Here is a 21,042-nt window from a genome sequence, read left to right on the forward strand (position 1 = left end):
CAATCGTCGCTGCATGACCCATGCAGGTTATCGCGGATTTCTGTCTCAAACGCAACAGGAATCTGCCCGATTGTGGCTAACCAATCATTACGTAGTCCATTGAGTTTGCAGGGAAATCGAAGGTTACCCACAGCGGTGTGGGGCCACTTGTCCATGAATATGGACCATGTCGGGACCCAGGTCAAAAAAATAAGAACCCCCAGGTACCTTGAAGCCGGCAAAAAAAATTTTCTCCACCTCGAAAAAAGTGGCGCGCGGAACCAACGCGACCCGTTTTTGGCGTGCTTATCGGCCGGTTTTTGTCCGCTCCCCTTACCTCGCTTTTTACCCGCTTCTTACCCGCGTCTTACCTGCTTCTCACCTGTTTCCCAGCCCCGAAAGCACGAAGGGCAGCCCGAAAGCTGCCCTTGCATCCTGCTTTGCCTGCGCGGAGCGCTTCTGGCACCCCGCGAAAATCGGTCAGTGGTCCTGTGCGTCCGCCGGCTCCACTTTTTTGATTCCGGTCAGGCGCGCCAGCGCAGGCACTGTTGCCGGACGGCTTCGTGCAGCGACTTTTCCTCGGCCACCACGCTACGCAGCCAGGTGGCGTCGTTGTTCTGCGCGCGGGCGATCGTGCCGATTTCGGTGAGCGCGCGCGTCGATCCGAGCGCCTCGCCGTGCGGCGCGATCCGGTCCAGCGTGTCGAGAATGTCTTCGGAAATCGTGCGCCGCTCCCCCGTCTGCGGATTCACGCAGGTGCCGGCGAGACCAAAACGGCATGCCTGGAAGCGGTTGAACGTGTACACGAGATAGTCGTCCTCGAGCGGCGCAATCGGCCGGTCGGTGAGCAAATGGCGTGCAAGCGTCTGGATGTAGCAGGCGATCGCCGCGGCGCGCTCCACCGAAAGCGGCGTGTCCATCACGCGCACCTCGATCGTGCCGAAACCGGGTTTCGGACGGATGTCCCAGTAAAAGTCTTTCATGCTGTTGACAACGCCCGTGTGCACCATCTTCGAGAAGTACTCCTTGAACTCCTCCCAGCTCAGCACGAACGGCGCGCGGCCCGACAGCGGAAACGCGAACACGGAATTCAGTCGTGCCGAATGAAATCCGGTGTCCACGCCCTGCACATAGGGCGACGACGCCGAGAGCGCGATGAAATGCGGAATGAAGCGCGAAAGCGAATGGAGCAGGAAAAGCGCGCTGTCCGCATCCGGGCAGCCGATATGCACGTGCTGGCCGAACACCGTGAATTGCTTCGCAAGGTAGCCGTACAGCTCGGAAAGATACTGAAAGCGCGGGGTATCGACGATGCGCCGGTCGCTCCACTGCTGGAATGCGTGTGTGCCGCCGCCGCACAGACCGACATTGAGACGATCGGCCGCAGCGACGAGCACGTCGCGAATCTTGCGCAGATCGGCCACGGCCTGCTCGTGATTCGTGCAGATTCCGGTGGAAAGTTCGATCATGCTTTCGGTGATTTCGGGCGTGATGTTGCCCGGAATCTCCTGATCTTTGACGAGGCGCATGAGGTCGCTACCCGCCTTGGTCAGATCGTAGTCGTGCGTGTTGACGATCTGCATTTCGAGTTCGATGCCGAACGTGAACGGCTTCGAATCGACAAATGTTTCGAGTGACATGGCGTCCCCTATCAGGGCGTCGCGCGCAAGCCGCCGGCCGCGCGCGACGCGGGTTTCATGCTTCGCCGCGTTCGCCGACGAGGGCAAGCGCGCGATAGACCAGCCAGGGTCCGAAAAGCTGCAGCACGACGATCGAGCAAAGAATGATCGCGCGCAGGCGCGGATCGAACGTCGGATAAAGCTCGTAGGTGTCCTCGACGAGCAGCAGCGCGAGCGCCGACATAGGCGTCAAGGCAATGCCGAGCGCGATACCCTGCTTCCAGTGCAGCCCGCTCGGTTTGGCGAACATCAGCACGCCGACGAGCTTGGCCACGAGGCGCGCGACGATCAGCCCCGCCGCGGCCGCGCCGCCCACGAGAATGTCGTGCCACTCGAAGGTCGTGAGCGTGAGCACGAACAGAATCACCGTCAGCAGCCATCCGGCCGTGCCGAAGTGCTGCGGCCACAGTTGCGGACGCGGCTCCAGATTCTTCACGATGATGCCGGCGGCAAGCAGGCTCAGGATCGTCGAAAGCTTGAGCAGGTGCGCCATGGCGATCGCCAGCAGCACGAGACCGAAGAGCGCGACAAACGAGTGCTCGTCCTGCGGACTCAACCGCCGGTAAAACAGCGTGCACGCACGGGCGAGCACGAACGCGAGAACCAGCGAGCCGATCAGCAGATAGAGCGGCTGGAGGATCGTCGCGAACACGTTGCCGTAGATTTCCTGGTGCAGCCAGCTTGACGCGAGCTTTTCCACGATCACCGCATACATGCTGTTGAGCGCCGTGAGCGTGAGCAAGCGCTGCGTGACCTGGCCTTCCGCCCGCAACTCGGTCTTGAGCTGGATCACCATGCCAGGCGACGTCGCCATGGAGATCGCGGCCACGACGAGCGCGATCATCGTCGGCACGGAAAGGAACAGCAGCACTCCAAGCACGAGCACGAAGGTCAGCGAGGCCTCGGCGAGACTCGAAAGGATGAGCCAGGGGTTGCGGCGAATCCAGCGCAAGTCGAGCCGGCTGCCCAGTTCGAACAGCAGCAGGCCGAGTGCGACGTCGAGCAGCGGCCGTGCGGACGTACCGACATTGGCGTCGACCACGCCAAACCCGGCCGACCCGGCAATGAGCCCGATCACCCCATAGCCCGAGATCCGCGGCAAGCGCCACGCCCGATAGCAAAGCTCGCCGCACAAACCGGCGGCGAGCAGCGCGAGCCCGGCCCAGAAAATACCGTCGAGCGGCAACGGCCAGGCGGGAAAAAACGAAAACGCCGACTTCATCGTGGTGGCTTCTCCTTGGCAACGACATCTTGCGTGGGAACGAATCCGGCTGTCCGACGTTAGATCGACATGCGGCTGACAATCCGGCAGACCGCAGGCAGACCGCAGGCAAACCGCGTGCCGCACGAGGCGAACGACACCTCTACTCGCCGTCTGGTGCGTGCCTGCTCTGCGCCTCGCGCGGTTCGCGCCCGCCGATGCAGCCGGCAGGGTCAACGATCTGACGACATGGCGAACTGGCGCGAATTAGCGCTTCCTGCGGCGAGTGCGGGCAAACAGTGCGGCAAACGCGATGGCAAACGCAATGGCGAACGCTACGGCAAAGCAGTGCGCCGGCACATAACGGTGCGGCGAACAGCCGGTACGGGCGCCTTGCGTGTGGTGTGGCTGCGCCCGCGTTGGATGAACGAACGCTGCCGTCTTCCCTGAGCACTCAGATTCAGGATGAGGGGCAACCGTTCCTTGGAAGCGTCAACCGTCTGATGCGGCATGTGACGCGGAAAGAACGGCGATTGTGCCATAGCTTTTTTGCAATTGTCCCCCGCTCTCCGAAAGCATCGACAAAGACGGTAATAGCGTCCGTATTGTGCGCTTTTAGCGGCGTATGCGGAAAAAATGACCGCGTCGGCAGGCGGCATTCGTCGGGGGTTTCACGCTCTGGTTGGGTCGTGCTTGCCGGTAGCGGTGGCGTTAGCTTCGGGTTTACGGTTTACCGTATGTATACGTAGTAGAAGTTAACAAGGGCCTGGGTTTCCTGTGGATAACCCCGGTTTACCGAAAGGAATCCGTGAGTTGGCGCTCGCACAACCGCGCGCAAAGTGTGTGCGGTCCGCGAGCGCTTCGAAGAACAACTTTTTGGCCTGGAACGGGACGTGCCGAGTTACCCCGTTTACGTCCACACCGGTTCCACACTCCATTCGCCGGCAATTCGCGCGGTTATCCACAGATTTGCGTGGATAACCTGGGCGCCCTTTTCCACCCTGTTCCGTGCGGCGCGCTCAAAGACTGCGCTGGCGCAAGGCACGCTGAAGAAAGCGCGCCGGATCCAGCTGGTCGGCAAGTTCGCGCTCCAGTGGCCACGGCTCGCCTTCGAGCTGCGACGCGATCAGCTCCGCTCCCAGCCCCGCCCACACGAGTCCGCGCGAGCCGAACGCGTACGCGCCATAAAGGCCACTTGCGCGCGGCAGGTCGAGCGGCCACGCGCCGGCCAGACGTTGCGCGTCGCGGCGGGCGGCTTCTTCGTCGGCGAGCGGGCCGAGTATCGGCATGCGGTCGCTGGTCACGCAGCGAAACGCCACGCGGCCGGCGAAATCGCGCTCGCCTTGTGCAGCCGCAAGCTCCGGGAGCATGTGCGCGACGCGTTCGATATTCTCGACGTGGCCGGCGGCGCGCAGCGCGTCGTCGGCGTCGTCGACTTCGTACGTGGCGCCGGCGAGCGTCACGCCGCCGTCGAGCGGCACCGCATAGCCTTCGCCGATCACGGGCACGCGCAGGTTCGCGAGTGGGCTGGGGTCGACGAGCGTGAGCTGGCCACGCACGATGCGCGTGGGCGCATGGGCGAGCGCCGCGGCCCGCGAGGCATCCTGAGCGTTGGCGAAGATCACCGCGGCCGCCTGGGCGACGAGTCGTCCGGTGTCGTCGAACACCTGCCATTCGTCGGATTCTCGATCGCCTGCGCGAGCGATGTGACCGATACGCACACCGAAACGTGTTTCGACCTGGGCGCCTGGCAACGCGGCGGCGAAAGCGCATTGCGCGCGGCAAAGCGATGCCGGATCGATCGCGCCGCCTTGCGGATAGAACCACCCGCCCTGATTGAGCGCGACGCCGGCCAACGCCTGCGCTTGCTCGCGCGTGACGGCGCTCACGAATGCTTCGGGATAGCCGAATGAATCCAGGGCGGCGGCGACGGCGCGCGATTCGTCGTCGGTGGCGAGATGGAGCAAGCCGGCGTGCGAGCGCACCGGCGCATGGCCAGCGGCTTCGAGCGCGGCCCAGCGTTGCAGCGCGTAGAGAAACCCCGCGCGCGTGATGCGTGACGCGCTGCTGTCGTCACGGGAAATCAGCGGATGAAACACGCCGGCCGGATTGCCGGATGCTTCGAGCGCGGGCGCGGCATTGCGTTCGATGAGCGTCACGCGCCAGCCGCGCACGGCCAGCCGCTCGACGAGCGCGCAGCCGGCGAGTCCCGCTCCCACGACAACGGCGTGCCGCTCGCGCAACGCAAGCGGCAGGGGCGGCTCGTAGCGGCGCACGCGCCAGCGCGGCGCGAAGCGCCCGACCAGCATCGTCCACTTGCCGTTGAAGCCTGGCACCTTGCGGTATTCGAAGCCGCTTTGCTCGAGCGCGCGCTTCACCTCCCCGGAACTGCTCCACGTCGCGAAGGTGGCGTCCTCGCCGGCAATGCGTGCAAGCGCCTTGAAAATGGCGGGAGACCAGAGCTCGGGATTCTTCGAAGGGGCGAAGCCGTCGAGGTAGATCGCATCGGCGCGCATCCACATTTTGGGAAATACCTCGAGCGCATCGCCGAAAACGAGCGTGAGCGTGACGCGTCCGCCCTCGAATTCCAGGCGGTGCGTGCCTGGCACGAGCATCGGCCATGCGTTCACGAGTTCGCGCGCGAGCGGCGCTTCGCGTGCGTGCGCAACGACTGCGTCGAGTGCGCGTTGCAGGTCGTTGCGCGCGAACGGATGTTTTTCCACCGAGACGAAATGCAGGCGTTCGCAGCGCGCCGGATCGTCGCGCCATGCCGCCCACGTGGCGAGAAAGTTCACGCCCATGCCGAAGCCGGTTTCGACCACGGTGAAGATCCGCCGGTTTTGCCAGCGCTGTGGCAACGCGTTGCCGTTCAGAAAGACGGCTTGGGCCTGCGCGAATGCGCCTCCGGTGCTGTGATAGATGTCGCCATAGACAGGCGAAAACGGCATGCCGTCTTCCCGAAAAACGAGCGTGGCGGGTGTCAGGGTGGCGGTCATGAGGAACGCGAAGCCAGAGATGAGGAAGAAACGAGAACGGAGCGAGGCTGGAAAAAGCGTGTGGCGAAGCCTGGTCGCATCGCCGCAAACGCTTGCCAGGCAGGCGTTTGCGCGCATGCTGCGTTGGCGCGGCGCAACGCGTGCGCCGGCAAAAACGCCGCAGCCGGAGGGATTTGCGGGGGTGGATACCCTTAAAACGTCTGCAAGCCCCAAAAAACCGGCATATCCTGCGCGAAATCTTCGAAACCCTTGTCGTTATTGGGTTTGCGCTGCGCTATCATAGCAAGCGCCGCCCAGGGAAGCGGCAGCACGGACGTTGCGGCAGCAGACACACGCTAGCCGCCGCAACGCGAAAACGCCGGGGTGCTCCGGGTCCGTCGCTGCTCGACGGCGCGGCACGCGTCCGTATAATCGGCGCGTTCGCGCTGTTCGTGTCAACCTAAACACAGAAAGGAACTTCTCAATGAATAAACAGGAACTGATCGACGCCGTCGCAGCACAGACGGGCGCTAGCAAGGCACAAACCGGCGAGACGCTGGACACGCTCCTCGAAGTGGTCAAGAAGGCTGTGTCGAAGGGTGACGCGGTCCAGCTGATCGGCTTCGGCAGCTTCGGTTCGGGCAAGCGCGCAGCCCGTACGGGCCGTAACCCGAAGACCGGCGAAACCATCAAGATTCCCGCAGCCAAGACCGTCAAGTTCACGGCTGGCAAGGCGTTCAAGGACGCCGTCAACAAGCGCTAAGGTATTGCCGCTTTAAGTTGACACCCGCCCCTGGCGGGTTTTTTTTCGCCTGCGCGGTTCACGCGGCGCGGGCGAAAAAGCAAACGGCGCCGCAATCATGCGGCGCCGTTGTTCATTGGGCGCGTCGCTCTCGTGACTCGGGACACTTAGGGGCGATGGACGATTTCGCCGTGATCGCCGTGATCATGATCGTGGTCATCGTCGTCCAGCTCCCACGACGGGAACGGGTCGGCGTAGTGCAGCCAGGCTTCGGGGCCTGCTGCGTACTCCGCATCGGTGAGAAGGCAAGCATCGAGCTTTGCGCGCCAGGCTTCGGGCTCGAGATCCACACCGATCATCACGAGTTCCTGGCGACGGTCGCCGACGCTCGGGTCGTCGAGATCGCCCTGCCAGTCGGCGGCGATTTCCTGTTCGAGTTCGGCGTCCTGCGGCCATTCCTCGCGCGGCAGTGCCGCCCACCACGTGCCGGCCGGACCGTGGCGGCACACGCCGCCTGCCTGCGAGAGCGTGCCCGTCACGTCGTTACGCGTGGCGAGCCAGAAGAAGCCCTTCGAGCGCAGTACGCCCTTCCACTCCTGGTTGAGCAGCGCCCAGAAGCGCTCGGGATGAAACGGACGGCGCGCGCGGTAAACGAAGTTACTGATGCCGTACTCGTCCGCGTCGCTGCGCGGCGCATGCGTGTGCGCCGGATCGTGGCAATGCGCCGGGTCGTCGCAATGGTCATGGTCGTGCAGCGACGCGAGCCAGCCCGGCGCGCTCGACGCCGCATCGAAATCGAAGCGGCCGGTATTGATGACCTCCTCGAGCGGCACATCGCCGAAGCGGCTCACCACCTGCACGGCGCGCGGATTGATGCGCGCGAGAATGTGCTGCAGGCGCGCCAGTTCGTCGCCGCTCACGAGGTCGGCCTTGTTGAGCACGAGCACGTCGCAGAACTCCACCTGATCGACGAGCAGTTCCACGATCGCGCGGTCGTCATCCTCGCTCGCCGCCACGCCCCGCTCAGCGAGCTGGTCGGCGCTCGCGTAGTCGCGCAGGAAGTTGAATGCGTCGACGACCGTGACCATCGTGTCGAGGCGCGCGAACGCGTCGAGCGCGACGCCGTCCTCGCCCGCGAACGTGAAGGTTTCCGCGATCGGCATGGGCTCGGCCACGCCGGTCGATTCGATCACGATGGCGTCGAAGCGCTGGCCGGCGCGTGCCGGGTCGGCGAGGCGCTGGATCTCGGTGAGCAGGTCGTCGCGCAGCGTGCAGCAAATGCAGCCGTTCGACATTTCGACCACGCGCTCTTCCACTCGCGAGAGCGCCGAGGCGTCGCGCACGAGCGCGGCGTCGATGTTGACGGAGGCGAGGTCGTTGACGATCACCGCCACGCGCAGGCCCGCGCGGTTCGAAAGGATATGGTTGAGCAGCGTGGTCTTGCCCGCGCCCAGAAAACCCGAGAGCACGGTGACGGGCAGTGGCGGCTGGTTCATCGCAGTTGGGGTGCAGAAAGTGAGTCGGGAGGTCCGCCGCGCGAAAGGATCGAAATCCTCGTAAGGGTGCGGCGCCAGCCAGCATTTTGCACCATGCACGCGAGAGGCGCAGGCGCACGCGTGCCGCCGCTTTCAGGGCGCGAGCAGGCGGCACGCGCGCAAGCGAGCTACTGCACGGCTACGGGATGACTACGGGATGACTACTGCATGAGATGCCACTTGCGCAGAATGTCGGCGATTTGCTGCGCGTACTGGTCGCGCAGCGTTGGCGTTTCGGAATGGTATGCGCCGACGGCGGCCCACGTGTTGCCGTACTTGTTCATCTTCTGGCGCAGATGCCACGCGGCGATATAGACGTTCTTGCACGGCTCCATGAGCGTGCTTTGCGAGATGCCGTACTGCGAGAGCACGGGCAGATGCACCGAATTGATCTGCATGACGCCGTAATCGATCGAACCGTTCGCATTCCTGTGTACCGCGTCGGGCCGGTTGTGCGACTCCTGCCAGGCGATGGCGCGCAGGATCAGCGGATTGACCTTCTGGTAGCGCGCGGCCTCGTCGAAACAGTCCGCGTGCGCGAGCGTGCTGGCGCTCGCGGTGACGAGCACCACAGCGGCGGCAAGCGTAGCGGACCAGATGTTTTGCATGGCGACTCGCGCGGAAGCTGACAAAAGGGCAAACGAAGAGGCGAACGTTGCTGCCTGAAGGATGACGCAATCTCTCGCTGGCCGCCCTGTTTTCTGGCGAACAATGCGGGAATTCCCACATAAAGAAGGCGGGAAAGTGCGTTGGCCATCGTTCGGGCCGCTCGTATGATACCGGTCACCGATGACGCGTCAAGCTGGCCGCCCGGACAAGACGCCCGCATGCTTACAAATAGCTTGGGATTGAAGGCTGGCGCGGCTCGGGGATTAGAAGAATTCCCCGGAGACCCATTTTTTGTGACAAATTCGACATGAAAAACTGCTACTGTTCCATCTTTTGTTGACTAACGGACGTCCGGGCTGAGGAGAGCCGGCGCCGGCACTAGCCGGAAGTTAGTCAGAAAAGCACAGGCGAGTCGGCCCCACAGCCGTACGTCGAGGACGAATAGCCGCGCGCGTCTGCCGCTGGCTTCGATAAGACACCCATGAGAAGAAATCGTATGGCTTTGCGTCGCGTCGCCACGGCGCTGCTCGTGAGCGGACTCATTACCGCACAGCTTGCCTATGCGCAGGTCACGCTCAATTTCGTCAACGCCGACATCGACCAGGTGGCGAAGGCAATTGGCGCCGCCACCGGCAAAACCATCATCGTCGACCCCCGCGTGAAGGGGCAGCTCAATCTCGTCTCCGAGAATCCCGTACCCGAGGACCAGGCCCTCAAGACCCTGCAGTCGGCGCTGCGCATGCAAGGCTTCGCGCTCGTGCAGGATCACGGCGTACTGAAGGTCGTGCCGGAAGCCGACGCCAAGCTGCAGGGCGTGCCGACTTATGTCGGCAATGCGCCTACCGCGCGTGGCGATCAGGTGGTGACCCAGGTGTTCACGCTGCGGCACGAGTCGGCGAACAACCTGCTGCCCGTGCTGCGCCCGCTCATCTCGCCGAACAACACGATTGCCGCCTACCCGGGCAACAACACGCTGATCGTGACCGACTATGCGGACAACGTGCGCCGCATCGCTTCGATCATCGCGGGTGTGGACTCGGCCGCCGGCCAGCAGGTGCAGGTCGTGCCGCTGCACAACGCCAATGCGCTCGACATCGCGCCGCAAATCGCGAAGATGCTCGACCCCGGCGCGATCGGCGCCACGGACCCGTCGCTGAAGGTTTCGGTTGTCGCCGACCCGCGCACCAACTCGCTGATGCTGCGCGCCTCGAACGCGCAGCGCTTGGCCTCCGCCGTCCAGCTCTCGAAGCAGCTCGACGCGCCGACCAGCATGCCCGGCAATATTCACGTCGTCCCGCTGCGCAACGCCGACGCCACGCAGCTCGCCAAGACGCTGCGCGGCATGCTCGGCAAGGGCGGCAACGATACGTCGTCGTCGGGCAATGCGAACGGCTTCAACCAAAGCGGCAACAGCGGCGGCGGCAGCACGTCGACGGGCACCTCCGGCACGCCACCGCTGCCGTCGAGTTCGCTCGGCGGCGGCACGTCGTCGGGCAGCTCGCTCGGGGGCAGTTCATACGGCAGCAGCGGCGGCAGCAACGAAGCGCCGTTCCTCGGCGGCGACAAGGACAAGGGCGACGACAATCAGCCGGGCGGCATGATCCAGGCAGACCCGGCGACGAACTCGCTGATCATCACGGCGCCGGACGCGGTGTACCGCAATCTGCGCTCCGTCATCAACCAGCTCGATGCGCGCCGCGCACAGGTCTACATCGAGGCGCTGATCGTCGAGCTGAACTCGACGACCAACGCCAACCTGGGCATTCAGTGGCAGGTCGCGAGCGGCAATGTGTACGCAGGCACCAATCTGGCCACCGGCAGCGGCAACAGCATTGTCAACCTGACGGCGCAAGCGGCAGCGGACGCCACCACGGGCGGTCTCGCCAGCGCGCTCGCGGGTCAGAGCCTGCAGCAGGGCCTGAATGTGGGCTGGATCAAGAACATCTTCGGCGTGCAGGGCCTTGGCGCATTGCTGCAGGCGCTCTCGCAAACGGCCGACGCGAACGTGCTGTCCACGCCTAACCTCATCACGCTCGACAACCAGGAAGCGAAGATCGTCGTGGGTACGAACGTGCCGATCCAGACGGGTTCCTATTCGAACCTGACGAGCGGTACGGCGAGCACGGCGTTCAACACCTTCGACCGTGTGGACGTCGGCTTGACGCTGCACATCAAGCCGCAGATCACCGACGGCGGCATCCTCAAGCTGCAGCTCTACACGGAAGACTCGGCGATCGTGACGGGCACGACCAACGCGACGACCAATCCGGCCGGCCCCGAGTTCACCAAGCGTTCGATCCAGTCGACCGTGCTGGCCGACAACGGCGAGATCATAGTGCTCGGCGGCCTGATGCAGGACAACTACCAGGTCGCCAACAGCAAGGTGCCGCTGCTCGGCGATATTCCGTGGATCGGCCAGTTGTTCCGCTCGGAAAACAAGACGCGCGAGAAGACGAACCTGATGGTGTTCCTGCGTCCGGTGATCATCAACGATCGCGACACGGCGCAAGCGGTCACGTCGAACCGCTACGACTATATCCAGGGCGTGACGGGCGCATATAAGTCCGACAACAACCTGATCAAGGATAAGGACGACCCGGTCGTGCCGCCGATGCCGCTCGGCCCGAGCCAGGGCGGATCGGCGCTGAACCTGTTCGATCTCGACCAGATGCGGCGTCAACAGGCGGTGGGCGTGCAGCCCGCGAAGCCGGCCAGCGCCGTGCAGATGCAGCCCGCCGAACCGGTGCAAACCATGCCCGTGGAAACCACGCCGGTGCAACAGGCGGCGCCTGCCACGACGCGGGTGCAGCCGTGAGCACGCCTCACGCGCCTGCGGCCACCAGCGGGGCGGACCGCGAGCCGCCCTCGCCGCTCGCCGCGCGCCTCGTGCCGTACGGCTTCGCGCGCAGCGGTCAGATTCTCGTGGCCCAGCAGCGCGCAGAAGGCCTCGAGGTGTGGATCAGCGAGCGCACGTCGCAGGCCGCCATCGCCGAAGTCGCGCGCAACTTCGGCGCGTTCGCACTTGTGCGCGTGCCGGCCGACGAACTCGCGCAGGCCATCAATCAGGCTTACGCGCGCCAGGACGGCAGCGCCGCGCAGGTGGTGGGCGAAGTGGAAGGCGAAGTCGATCTCTCGCGCCTCATGCAGGACATTCCCGAAGTGGAAGACCTGCTGGAGTCCGAAGACGACGCGCCGATCATCCGCATGATCAACGCGCTCCTCACGCAGGCCGCGCGCGAGCAGGCATCGGACATTCACATCGAGCCGTTCGAGAATGCCTCGGTGGTGCGCTTTCGCGTGGACGGCACGCTGCGCGATGTCGTGCGCCCGAAGAAGGCGCTGCATGGCGCGCTCATCTCGCGTATCAAGATCATGGCGCAGCTCGACATCGCCGAGAAACGCCTGCCGCAGGACGGCCGCATCACGCTGCGCGTGGGCGGGCGTCCGGTGGACGTGCGCGTCTCCACGCTGCCCACGGGTCACGGCGAGCGCGCGGTGCTGCGTCTGCTCGAAAAAGACGCGCAGCGCCTGAACCTCGAAGCGCTCGGCATGGCGAGCGACACGCTCGGCAAGTTCGACCAGCTGATCGCGAAGCCGCACGGCATCGTGCTCGTGACCGGCCCGACGGGCTCAGGCAAGACGACCACGCTCTACGCATCGATGTCGCGGCTCGAAACGGCCACGACCAACATCATGACTGTGGAAGACCCGATCGAGTACGACCTCTCGGGCATCGGGCAGACCCAGGTGAACGAGCGCATCGGCATGACGTTCGCGCGCGCGTTGCGCTCGATCCTGCGCCAGGACCCGGACATCATCATGATCGGTGAAATCCGCGATCTCGAAACCGCGCAGATCGCCGTGCAGGCCTCGCTCACGGGCCACCTCGTGCTCGCTACGCTGCACACCAACGACGCCGCTTCGGCGGTGACGCGTTTGACCGACATGGGTGTCGAGCCGTATCTGCTCGCCTCCTCCCTGCTCGGCGTGCTCGCGCAGCGCCTCGTGCGCCAGCTCTGCCCCGTCTGCAAGGAAGAGCGTGTGGAAGACGACGGCAGAAAACGCTGGCATCCGGTGGGCTGCGATCGTTGCGGTCATTCGGGCTACTCGGGGCGGCGCGGCGTGTACGAACTGCTGCTCATCGACGAGCCGATTCGCGCGCTCATCCACCGCAATGCCGCCGATGCGGAGATCTTCGAGGCCGGCCGCGCGCAAGGCATGCGCACGCTGCGCGAAGACGGCGAGCGCTGGATCGACGCGGGCAGGACTTCGCTCGAAGAAGTATTGCGCGTGACGGGCGGCGCATGATGGGCCGCAAGATGAACCACCAGATGGACGCTCATTAAAAGCGAGGGCGATCAGCAACATGCCGGCATTTCGCTTCGAAGCCATCGACGCCACGGGCAAAGCGCAAAAAGGCGTGCTCGACGCGGACAGCGCGCGCGGCGCGCGCGCGCTGCTGCGCGGCCAGGGTCTCACGCCGCTCGTGGTCGAAGCCGCCGCGAGCCGCACGCGCGGCGCGCGAGCGCAGCGGCTCGCGCTCGGGCGCAAGCTCTCGCAGCGCGAGCAGGCCATCCTCACGCGCCAGCTCGCCAGTCTGCTGGTAGCGGGTTTGCCGCTCGGCGAGGCGCTTGCGGTGCTCACCGAGCAGTCCGAGCGCGACTACATCCGGGAACTGATGGCGGCCATTCGCGCCGAGGTGCTCGGCGGCCATTCGCTTGCCAGCGCGCTCGAGCAGCATCCGCGCGACTTCCCGGACATCTACCGCGCGCTCGTGGCCGCGGGCGAACACACCGGCAAGCTCGGCATCGTGCTTTCGCGTCTGGCCGACTACATCGAGCAGCGCAACGCGCTCAAGCAGAAGATCGTGCTCGCCTTCACGTACCCGACGATCGTCACGATCATCGCGTTCGGCATCGTCACGTTCCTGTTGAGTTATGTGGTGCCGCAAGTGGTGAACGTGTTTGCGAGCACCAAGCAGCAACTGCCCTTCCTCACCGTCGTGATGATGGCGCTTTCGGGCTTCGTGCGGCAGTGGTGGTGGGCGGTGCTGATCGCCGTGGCCGTGGTGGCGTGGATCGTGCGCGCGACCTTGCGCCGGCCTGGCCCGCGTCTCGCGTTCGACCGCTGGATGCTCACTGCGCCGCTCGCGGGCAAGCTCGTGCGCGGCTACAACACCGTGCGCTTCGCGAGCACGCTCGGCATTCTCTCCGCCGCGGGCGTGCCGATCCTGCGCGCGCTGCAGGCGGCCGGAGAGACGCTTTCGAACAAGGCGATGCGCACGAACATCGACGAAGCCATCGTGCGTGTACGCGAAGGCACGTCGCTTTCTCGCGCGCTGGGCAATACGAAGACGTTTCCGCCCGTGCTCGTGCACCTGATCCGCTCGGGTGAGGCGACCGGCGACGTGACGACCATGCTCGACCGCGCAGCCGAAGGTGAAGCGCGCGAACTGGAGCGGCGCACGATGTTCCTCACGAGCCTGCTCGAACCGCTCCTGATTCTGGCGATGGGGGGCGTGGTGCTCGTGATCGTGCTAGCGGTGATGCTGCCGATCATCGAGCTGAACAACCTTGTGCAGTAAGGCGTACGAACTGCGCGAGACGCCCGGCAAGAAGCCCGGCGCGCGCAACTCAGCGCACGTAGATGGTGGGACCGGCTGCGTTGGGCGGCAGGAAGATTTCGGAGTGCACGCCGTGGCGGTCGATGACGATCGAGCGGGGGCGCACTTCGAAGAGTTTCGAGTTCTGGTCGATCGGGCCGCCGAGCGAGATGGCTCGCGGGGGTTCGCCGCCGACGCTCACGATGGCCGCCGCGCCCTGCGCGAGCGCGAGGATGCCGAACAGGTGAATGTCCTGCACCGGGTTGCGTTCGAGCCTGCCGCCGAACAGCGTGCCAGCCTGATCGAGCGAGACCGGCGGCTGGGCGGCGGCGGCCTGCACTGGCGCCGCGCGGTTCGTGGCGAGGGTGATCGTCCACCACGTGGCCGTGGCGCAGAACACCGCAAACGCGGCGAGGGAAAGAAGGCGGATTTGCAGTGGGTTCATGAGCCCATTGTACGAAGGTTTATGGAATTTTTGATGTACGCGTTTGCCATGCCCGCGAGGCGTCGGAAAGGCGTCATCGTGTGACATTACAATGACCCGTCATGCGAGCGAGGGACCCGCCGGTTCAAGCGGCGGGTTCGATTGCAGGCAGGACGAAGCGCGGCGCACAAGTGCACCGCAACCCTATCTAGCGAGAGAGGAAAGAACTCATGTCCATGTGGGCGAAATTGTGCACCAAGCGCCGTGCCGAAATGGAAGTCACGCGCGCGCGCCGCCAAGGCGGCTTCACGCTCATCGAAATCATGGTCGTGATCGCGATTCTCGGCATTCTTGCCGCGTTGATCGTCCCGAAGATCATGAGTCGTCCCGATGAAGCGCGCCGCGTCGCCGCGCGCCAGGACATCGGCACGATCATGCAGGCAATGAAGCTCTATCGCCTCGACAACGGCCGCTATCCGACCCAGGACCAGGGGCTGCAGGCGCTCGTGCAAAAGCCGACCACCGACCCCGTGCCGAACAACTGGAAAGACGGCGGCTATCTGGAGCGCCTGCCCAATGACCCATGGGGCAGTGCGTACCAGTACCTGAACCCGGGCGTGCACGGCGAGATCGACGTATTCAGCTATGGCGCCGACGGCAAACCCGGCGGCGAAGGCAACGACGCCGACGTCGGGTCCTGGCAATAAATCATCCGCCACGCAGCATCCATGCAAACGAGCCGCCCTTACCCTTGCGGGGACCGCCGATCGTCACGCACCTCGCGCGCGTCACGCGCGGGTACGCGTGCGCGCGCGGCGGGCTTCACGCTGCTCGAGATGCTCGTGGTGCTGCTGATCGCGGGGATTCTCATCTCGCTCGCTTCGCTCACGCTCACGCGCAATCCGCGCACCGACCTGAATGAAGAAGCGCAGCGGCTCGCGCTCCTGTTCGAGTCGGCGGGCGACGAGGCGCAGGTGCGCGCGCGCGCCATTGCATGGCAGCCACTCGCGGGCGGCTTCCGCTTCGATGTGCATACGGAAGACGGCTGGCGTCCGCTGCGCGACGATCTGCTCGGACCGCGCCAATGGGAAGGCGGCGTGACCGGCGTGGCGATCACCTACCCCGGCGGCAACGACACGCAGGCAAACCGGCTCATCTTCGGCACGGAGGCCGTGGACGTGCCGGTGCAGGTCACGCTCTTTTCGGCCGCCGGCAGCGCGACGATCGTCGGCACCGGCACTGGCCGCTTCGAGGTGCGCTGAGATGCGGTTCTCGATGCGTGGGGGAAAGCGCGGCCACGGCGCTCGCCTGGATCGACAGCGTGGTCCGGTGCGCGAGCGCGGCTTCACGATGATCGAAGTATTGGTTGCGCTCGCAATCATCGCGATTGCGCTGGCCGCTTCGTTGCGCGCCGTGGGCAGCCTCGCCGCGAGCGAAGCCGACCTGCACGACCGCCTGCTTGCGGGCTGGAGTGCGGACAACACGCTTGCGCAACTGCGCCTCGTGCACGCGTGGCCGGACCTTGGCGAGAGCAGTTTCGACTGCTCGCAGGGCAATCTGCGGCTGACTTGCACGCAGCACGTCGCGGCGACGCCCAACCCCGTTTTTCGGCGCGTGGAGGTGTCGGTTGCGACGCCCGGCCGCTCCGGCAATCTCGCGCAACTCGTCACGGTGCTCGCCAATGAGACGAACCGCTCGTTGTGACCGCGTGCGCGTCGCCTCGTCAGCGCGCGGCTTCACGCTGATCGAGCTGCTCGTTGCGATCGCCATCATGGCCGTCGTGGCCATCCTCTCGTGGCGCGGCCTCGACGAGATCGTGCGCGGGCGCGAGACCATTACGCGCTCGATGGCGCAGGAGCGGGTGTTCGCGCAAATGTTCGACCAGATGCGCATCGACTTGCGCGAAGCCGCCTCCGACGACGAAGCGGGCGGCGTCGCTATCTCGCTCGACGGCGGCGCGCTGCAGATCGTGCGCGCGTTCGCGATGCCGCCGGGCGCGGCGCCCCGCCTGCAAGTGGTGCGTTACCGCGTGTCGGGCGGCCAGGTGGTGCGCTATGCGTCGCCGCCTCTCGCCGATCTCGGAGCGTTACGGCGTGCGCTGCGCGGCGGCGAAGGCGACAACTGGGGCGCGTTGCCGATGATGAGCGGCGTGGACGTTATCAACGCGCGCCTGTACGTGCCGAAGACGGGCTGGACCGCGAACATGCAGGACGTGCGCTCGCAGGTCACGGGCAACAACAACGATCTCAAGGTGCCGCAACTCGGCAACGCGCCGCTGCCGCGCGCGGTGACGGGGGTGCAGGTGAGCGTGGGCTCGCATGCGCTCCAGCAGCCGGTGACCCGCGTGTTTCTGGTGGGGGAATGACGTTGCGCACACAACGAACCTCCGCACGGCACACCCGGCAAGGTAGACGATCCAGCCGTTCCACGCGCGCACGGCGCGGGGCGGCCATCATCAGCGCGCTGCTCGTCGTCGCGCTTTCGGCGATCATCGTCTCGGGCATGTTGTGGCGCCAGCAGGTGCAGTTGCGGCGCATCGAGAATCAACGGCTGCTCGCGCAGGCGCAATGGATCGCGCGCGCCTCGCTCGACTGGACGCGCCTCGTGCTGCGCTCCGAAGCGGATACGTCGGCGGGCATTACGTATCTCGGCGGCGCGTGGGGCGTGCCGCTCGCGCGAACGCGGCTGTCCGACTTTCTCGGCCAGATCGGCGAAGCGCACGCGCAACAGGGCGCGGACACCTGGCTTTCGGGTTCGATAGAAGACGCCCAGGCGCGCTTCAATCTGCGCGATCTCGTGGCGACCAGCGCGCCGGGCTCGTTGCAGCTGAACGTGACGGAGATCGAGGCATTCGCGCGCCTGTTGCAGATTCTCGGCCTCGACCAGTCGCTTGCGAAGAACACTGCGGTGTACCTGCGCTCTGGGCTTGCCTACTCGGCAACGCGCTTCCAGACGCAAACCACCACGACGAACACCGGTTCGCAAACCGAGGTGCTCGCAGGCGGCGGGACGACTGGCGGCGGCAACTACACCGACAACCCCGGCCTCTCGGAGTCCGACAACGACAGCGGCGTCGCCCCGCTCATGATGACGAGCGTCGATTCGCTGCTCGACGTGCCCGGCTTCACGGCCGACGCCGTTGCGCGGCTGCGCCCGTTCGTGACGATCCTGCCCACCGTGACGCCCGTGAACATGAACACGGCGAGCGCAGAGGTGATCGCTTCCGTCGTGACGGGCATGAGCCTTTCGAACGCGCAGGCCCTCGTCGCGCATCGCCAGAGCGTGTTTTTCCGCAACGTGAGCGACGTGCAACTCGCGCTCGAAGGTGTGGGAGTGAAGCAAGTCTCGATCGACACCACGCAAATCGACGTCAACACGAGTTACTTTCTGGTACATGGGCGCGTGCAGCACGAGCGCGCCGAGGTGGACCGCACGACGCTTGTCTGGCGCGATCCGCTCACCCATACGACGCGCATCGTGCGCGTTAGCGACGAACCATGAATCCGTCCCCGACCAACATCGAAAAGAGGTGCGTTTGAGCACGCTGATCGTTCTCATGCCGCCCCGCGACCCGGCGGTCCACTCGCAGGAATGGCAGCTGCCGGAACTGCCGTTCGTGCTGCTCGACAAGACGGGCAACACGCAACGCGCGGGCCGTTCGGCGCTCGGGCTGTTGCCGAAGGCCTCGACCACCATTCTGCTGATCGCCGCGCGCGACCTGCTCATGCTCGCCGCCACCGTGCCGCCGCTCAGGGGGCCGCGGCTGCGTCAGGCGCTGCCGAACGTGGTCGAGGATCATCTGATCCAGGATGCACAGACCTGCCATCTCGCACTCGACCCAAAGCGCCTGGCCGATGGCCGCCAGGTCGTGGCTGCCATCGATCGGGGCTGGTTCCGTTTTCTCCTGGAAGGCTTCACCGCCGCAGGGCACCGCAATCTGCGCGCGGTGCCAGTGGCGCGCTGCCTGCCTGCTGCGCAGGCGGTGGAGGCTGTGGAGTCGGTGGAGGTGGCCCAAGAGGCTCGAGCCGCTGTGCCTGCCGGGCGCGCGGAGCCGGGCGTCACGTCCGATGCCGCGGCTCCCGCCGCGCCTGTGATCGAACCCGTGACGGCATGCGTGCTCGGCCATGTTGTCGCGACCGCCCCCGCGCTGCTACCCGGCGTTGCGCCGGAGCCAGCGGCCGCCACGTCGGAAGCGCCGCTCGAACTCGCGATCGTGCGCGGCGTGCTCGCCGACGGCTTCGCAGTGCCCGCCGCGAGCGTGGCCGCCACCGTCACGGCGCTCGCCGGCGGCGCGCCGGTTTCGGGCTACGTCCTCACCAACCTGCCGGGCGAGCCCGCGAGCGCGGCTGCACGCGCGTCGCTCGCCGCCGCGCTGCCGGGTGCGCAGACGCTCACGTTCGAGGCGCTCGCGCGGCGCGCGCTTGCCTGCCGCTTCGACCTCTGCCAGTTCGAGTTCGCCTCGCAGCCGTGGCGGCTCGACCGCGCGACGGTGCGCCGTCTGCGCGTGCCGATCGGGCTCGTGGCCGCGTCGCTCGTCGTCGCGGTCGTCGGCGCGAATATCGAGTGGCTCATGATGGCGCGCCAGCGCGACGCCATCAGCGCGCAGATGACCGAGCTGCTCCTCAACGCGTTCCCGAAGACGACCGTCGTGCTCGACCCCGCGGGACAAATGGCGCGGCAGTTGCAGCAGTTGCGCCTCGCCGCGGGCGAACCCTCGCGCGACGACTTCCTCGCGCTCTCCGACGGCCTCGCGCGCGCGCTCGGTCCGGTGCCCGCGAACGGCATCGCGGCACTCGACTATCACGACCGGCGTCTGGACGTGACCTTCAAGCCAGGCGTCAACGTCGACGCCGATCTCGCGAAACGCCTCGCGGGCAACGGCCTTGCGGGCACGGTGGATGCCAGCACGGGCAAATGGACCATCAGGAGCGCATCGTGAAGACAACGGCTATGAGCGGCGCCTGGGCCGAGGCCTGGGCGACCTTCTGGGAAGCGCGCACCACGCGCGAAAAGGCGCTGCTCACGTGGGGTGGCGCGGTGCTTGCGCTGGCGATCGGCTGGTCGGTGCTGTGGCAGCCGGCCGCCGACGGCCGCGCGCGCCTGCGCGAGAGCCTGCCCGGCATGCAGCGCCAGCTCGCGCAGATGACGGCCGAGGCCGACGAGGCGCGCTCGCTTGCGGGGGCTGCCGCGAGCGTGGCGCCGGGCGGCCAGGCGCTCAAGGACGCGGTCACTGCTTCGCTTGCCGATCACGCGCTCACGGGGGCGCAGATTCAGTTGATCGGCACGACGGTGCAGGTGCAGATGAAGAATGCGTCGTTTCCGGCGTGGGCCGCGTGGCTCGACGACGTGCGCAAGCAGTTCAAGGTGCAGGTGGTCGAGGCGCACATCACCGCGCTGAAGACCGATGGTCAGGTCGACTTGACGGCCTCGCTGCAACCGGCGAATACGCACTAAAAAGAAAAAGCGCGCATTGACCAGCGCGCACTGAGAATCGCCGGAGAAACAAGCAATGAGTTACTGGATGCGGCGCTTGCGCGCCGTGTTGCCCTGGCTGATCGTGGGCCTGCTGTCGAGCGCAGCCGTGTTGCTCGCCCGCCTGCCCGCGGCCTGGATCGCGCCGCAGTTCGCGCGCGCGACTCAGGGGCACGTGAATCTGATCGATCCGGAAGGCTCGCTCTGGCACGGCTCCGCCACGTTGATGCTCGCCGCGGGCCAGGACGCGCGCGGCGCGACGCTGCTGCCGGGTCGCATTGTGTGGCGCACGGCGTTCTGGCCGCTTTTCGTCGCGCGTGTGCGCATGGAAATGCTGCAGACCGAGGCGATGCCCGACGCCGTTACCGTGGATGCGACGTTGCGCGGCGCGAACGTGAGCGCGGGCACGATTGCCGTGCCGGCCTCGCTGCTAGCGGGTCTCGGCGCGCCCTTCAACACGCTCGATCTGGACGGCAAGGTGCGGCTTGCGTGGAGCCCGTGGCGCGTGTTCGGCACGGATGCGTTCGGACGGCTGACCGTGTCGCTCGCCGACATGAGTTCGCGCGTTTCGCTCGTGAAGCCTCTCGGCACGTATCAGGTCGTGTTGCAGGCGCAAGGGGCGACGTCGACGCTCAATCTCTCGACGCAAAAAGGCCCGCTCATGCTCGAGGGACGCGGCTCGTTCTCGCGCGCGTTCGCCTCGTTCCAGGGCACCGCGAGCGCGGCGCCGGATCAGCGCGACAACCTGGCAGGCCTCTTGAATCTGCTGGGCCGCCCGATCGGGCCGGGAACCGTCGCGCTGACCTTCATGCGCTGACGTTCGC

At 65.9% G+C, this 21,042-nt stretch carries 18 protein-coding genes; 12 read left to right on the forward strand and 6 right to left on the reverse strand.

The window, feature by feature from the left end:
• Positions 1-503: 503 nt before the first annotated feature.
• From U5A57_RS00365 to mnmC, 3 genes are all read right to left on the reverse strand, one after another.
• The gene (locus U5A57_RS00365) at positions 504-1,619 is read right to left on the reverse strand and encodes a YbdK family carboxylate-amine ligase (RefSeq protein WP_321907217.1); all 1,116 of its coding nucleotides are present in this window, start codon (positions 1,617-1,619) and stop codon (positions 504-506) included.
• Between the two features lie 55 nt (positions 1,620-1,674).
• Entirely contained in the window at positions 1,675-2,880 is a 1,206-nt protein-coding gene (locus U5A57_RS00370; RefSeq protein ID WP_321907219.1) for a cation:proton antiporter, read from the reverse strand.
• 998 nt (positions 2,881-3,878) lie between these two features.
• Positions 3,879-5,855: a bifunctional tRNA (5-methylaminomethyl-2-thiouridine)(34)-methyltransferase MnmD/FAD-dependent 5-carboxymethylaminomethyl-2-thiouridine(34) oxidoreductase MnmC gene (mnmC, locus tag U5A57_RS00375; protein ID WP_321907221.1), complete on the reverse strand. Its 1,977-nt coding sequence runs from the start codon at positions 5,853-5,855 to the stop codon at positions 3,879-3,881.
• Positions 5,856-6,318: 463 nt separating this feature from the next.
• On the opposite strand from mnmC, the gene U5A57_RS00380 reads away from it, so the two are divergent.
• Positions 6,319-6,597 carry an HU family DNA-binding protein gene (locus U5A57_RS00380; RefSeq protein WP_027815965.1) on the forward strand — a complete coding sequence of 93 codons (279 nt, stop codon included), beginning with the start codon at positions 6,319-6,321 and terminating at the stop codon, positions 6,595-6,597.
• A 146-nt stretch (positions 6,598-6,743) separates the two neighbouring features.
• Here the strand turns inward: U5A57_RS00380 and U5A57_RS00385 are convergent, their stop codons facing one another.
• Positions 6,744-8,072 carry a GTP-binding protein gene (locus U5A57_RS00385; protein WP_321907222.1) on the reverse strand — a complete coding sequence of 443 codons (1,329 nt, stop codon included), beginning with the start codon at positions 8,070-8,072 and terminating at the stop codon, positions 6,744-6,746.
• A 200-nt stretch (positions 8,073-8,272) separates the two neighbouring features.
• Positions 8,273-8,719: a lytic transglycosylase domain-containing protein gene (locus tag U5A57_RS00390; protein ID WP_321907224.1), complete on the reverse strand. Its 447-nt coding sequence runs from the start codon at positions 8,717-8,719 to the stop codon at positions 8,273-8,275.
• A 497-nt stretch (positions 8,720-9,216) separates the two neighbouring features.
• Here U5A57_RS00390 and gspD point away from each other — a divergent pair, with 497 nt between their 5' ends.
• The 3 genes from gspD to gspF are packed head-to-tail and all read left to right on the forward strand — an operon-like array spanning position 9,217 to position 14,304.
• Positions 9,217-11,535: a type II secretion system secretin GspD gene (gspD, locus tag U5A57_RS00395; protein WP_321907226.1), complete on the forward strand. Its 2,319-nt coding sequence runs from the start codon at positions 9,217-9,219 to the stop codon at positions 11,533-11,535.
• Positions 11,532-13,028 (forward strand): type II secretion system ATPase GspE, encoded by a 1,497-nt coding sequence (gene gspE, locus U5A57_RS00400; RefSeq protein ID WP_321907227.1) that lies wholly within the window; start codon positions 11,532-11,534, stop codon positions 13,026-13,028. Before gspD ends, gspE begins: the two co-directional genes overlap by 4 nt.
• A 58-nt stretch (positions 13,029-13,086) precedes the next feature.
• Positions 13,087-14,304 carry a type II secretion system inner membrane protein GspF gene (gene gspF / locus U5A57_RS00405; RefSeq protein ID WP_321907229.1) on the forward strand — a complete coding sequence of 406 codons (1,218 nt, stop codon included), beginning with the start codon at positions 13,087-13,089 and terminating at the stop codon, positions 14,302-14,304.
• 49 nt (positions 14,305-14,353) lie between these two features.
• Here the strand turns inward: gspF and U5A57_RS00410 are convergent, their stop codons facing one another.
• Complete coding sequence (locus U5A57_RS00410; protein ID WP_321907231.1) at positions 14,354-14,767, reverse strand: hypothetical protein; 414 nt, start codon at positions 14,765-14,767, stop codon at positions 14,354-14,356.
• Positions 14,768-15,018: 251 nt separating this feature from the next.
• Between U5A57_RS00410 and gspG the strand changes: the two genes are divergently transcribed.
• Genes gspG through U5A57_RS00450 form a run of 8 tightly spaced genes read left to right on the forward strand, consistent with a single transcriptional unit; the run spans position 15,019 to position 21,035 of the window.
• Positions 15,019-15,453, forward strand: a complete 435-nt coding sequence (gene gspG, locus U5A57_RS00415) for a type II secretion system major pseudopilin GspG (RefSeq protein ID WP_321907789.1) — start codon at positions 15,019-15,021, stop codon at positions 15,451-15,453.
• A 21-nt stretch (positions 15,454-15,474) separates the two neighbouring features.
• On the forward strand, positions 15,475-16,008 hold the full coding sequence (locus U5A57_RS00420) for a GspH/FimT family pseudopilin (protein ID WP_321907234.1): 534 nt from the start codon (positions 15,475-15,477) through the stop codon (positions 16,006-16,008).
• A gap of 13 nt (positions 16,009-16,021) precedes the next feature.
• Positions 16,022-16,450 carry a type II secretion system minor pseudopilin GspI gene (gspI, locus tag U5A57_RS00425; RefSeq protein WP_321907791.1) on the forward strand — a complete coding sequence of 143 codons (429 nt, stop codon included), beginning with the start codon at positions 16,022-16,024 and terminating at the stop codon, positions 16,448-16,450.
• Positions 16,428-17,111, forward strand: coding sequence for a type II secretion system protein J (locus U5A57_RS00430; protein ID WP_321907236.1), 684 nt, complete (start codon positions 16,428-16,430; stop codon positions 17,109-17,111). Before gspI ends, U5A57_RS00430 begins: the two co-directional genes overlap by 23 nt.
• Positions 17,108-18,247, forward strand: coding sequence for a type II secretion system minor pseudopilin GspK (gene gspK, locus U5A57_RS00435; RefSeq protein ID WP_321907237.1), 1,140 nt, complete (start codon positions 17,108-17,110; stop codon positions 18,245-18,247). The genes U5A57_RS00430 and gspK overlap by 4 nt, the downstream gene beginning before the upstream one ends.
• Before the next feature lie 34 nt (positions 18,248-18,281).
• The gene (gene gspL / locus U5A57_RS00440; protein ID WP_321907238.1) at positions 18,282-19,685 is read left to right on the forward strand and encodes a type II secretion system protein GspL; all 1,404 of its coding nucleotides are present in this window, start codon (positions 18,282-18,284) and stop codon (positions 19,683-19,685) included.
• Positions 19,661-20,200, forward strand: a complete 540-nt coding sequence (locus U5A57_RS00445; RefSeq protein WP_415764944.1) for a type II secretion system protein M — start codon at positions 19,661-19,663, stop codon at positions 20,198-20,200. The genes gspL and U5A57_RS00445 overlap by 25 nt, the downstream gene beginning before the upstream one ends.
• A gap of 55 nt (positions 20,201-20,255) precedes the next feature.
• On the forward strand, positions 20,256-21,035 hold the full coding sequence (locus U5A57_RS00450) for a type II secretion system protein N (RefSeq protein ID WP_321907239.1): 780 nt from the start codon (positions 20,256-20,258) through the stop codon (positions 21,033-21,035).
• Positions 21,036-21,042 lie beyond the last annotated feature (7 nt).

This window comes from Paraburkholderia sp. J11-2 (assembly GCF_905220185.1).
Taxonomy (GTDB): Bacteria; Pseudomonadota; Gammaproteobacteria; order Burkholderiales; family Burkholderiaceae; genus Paraburkholderia.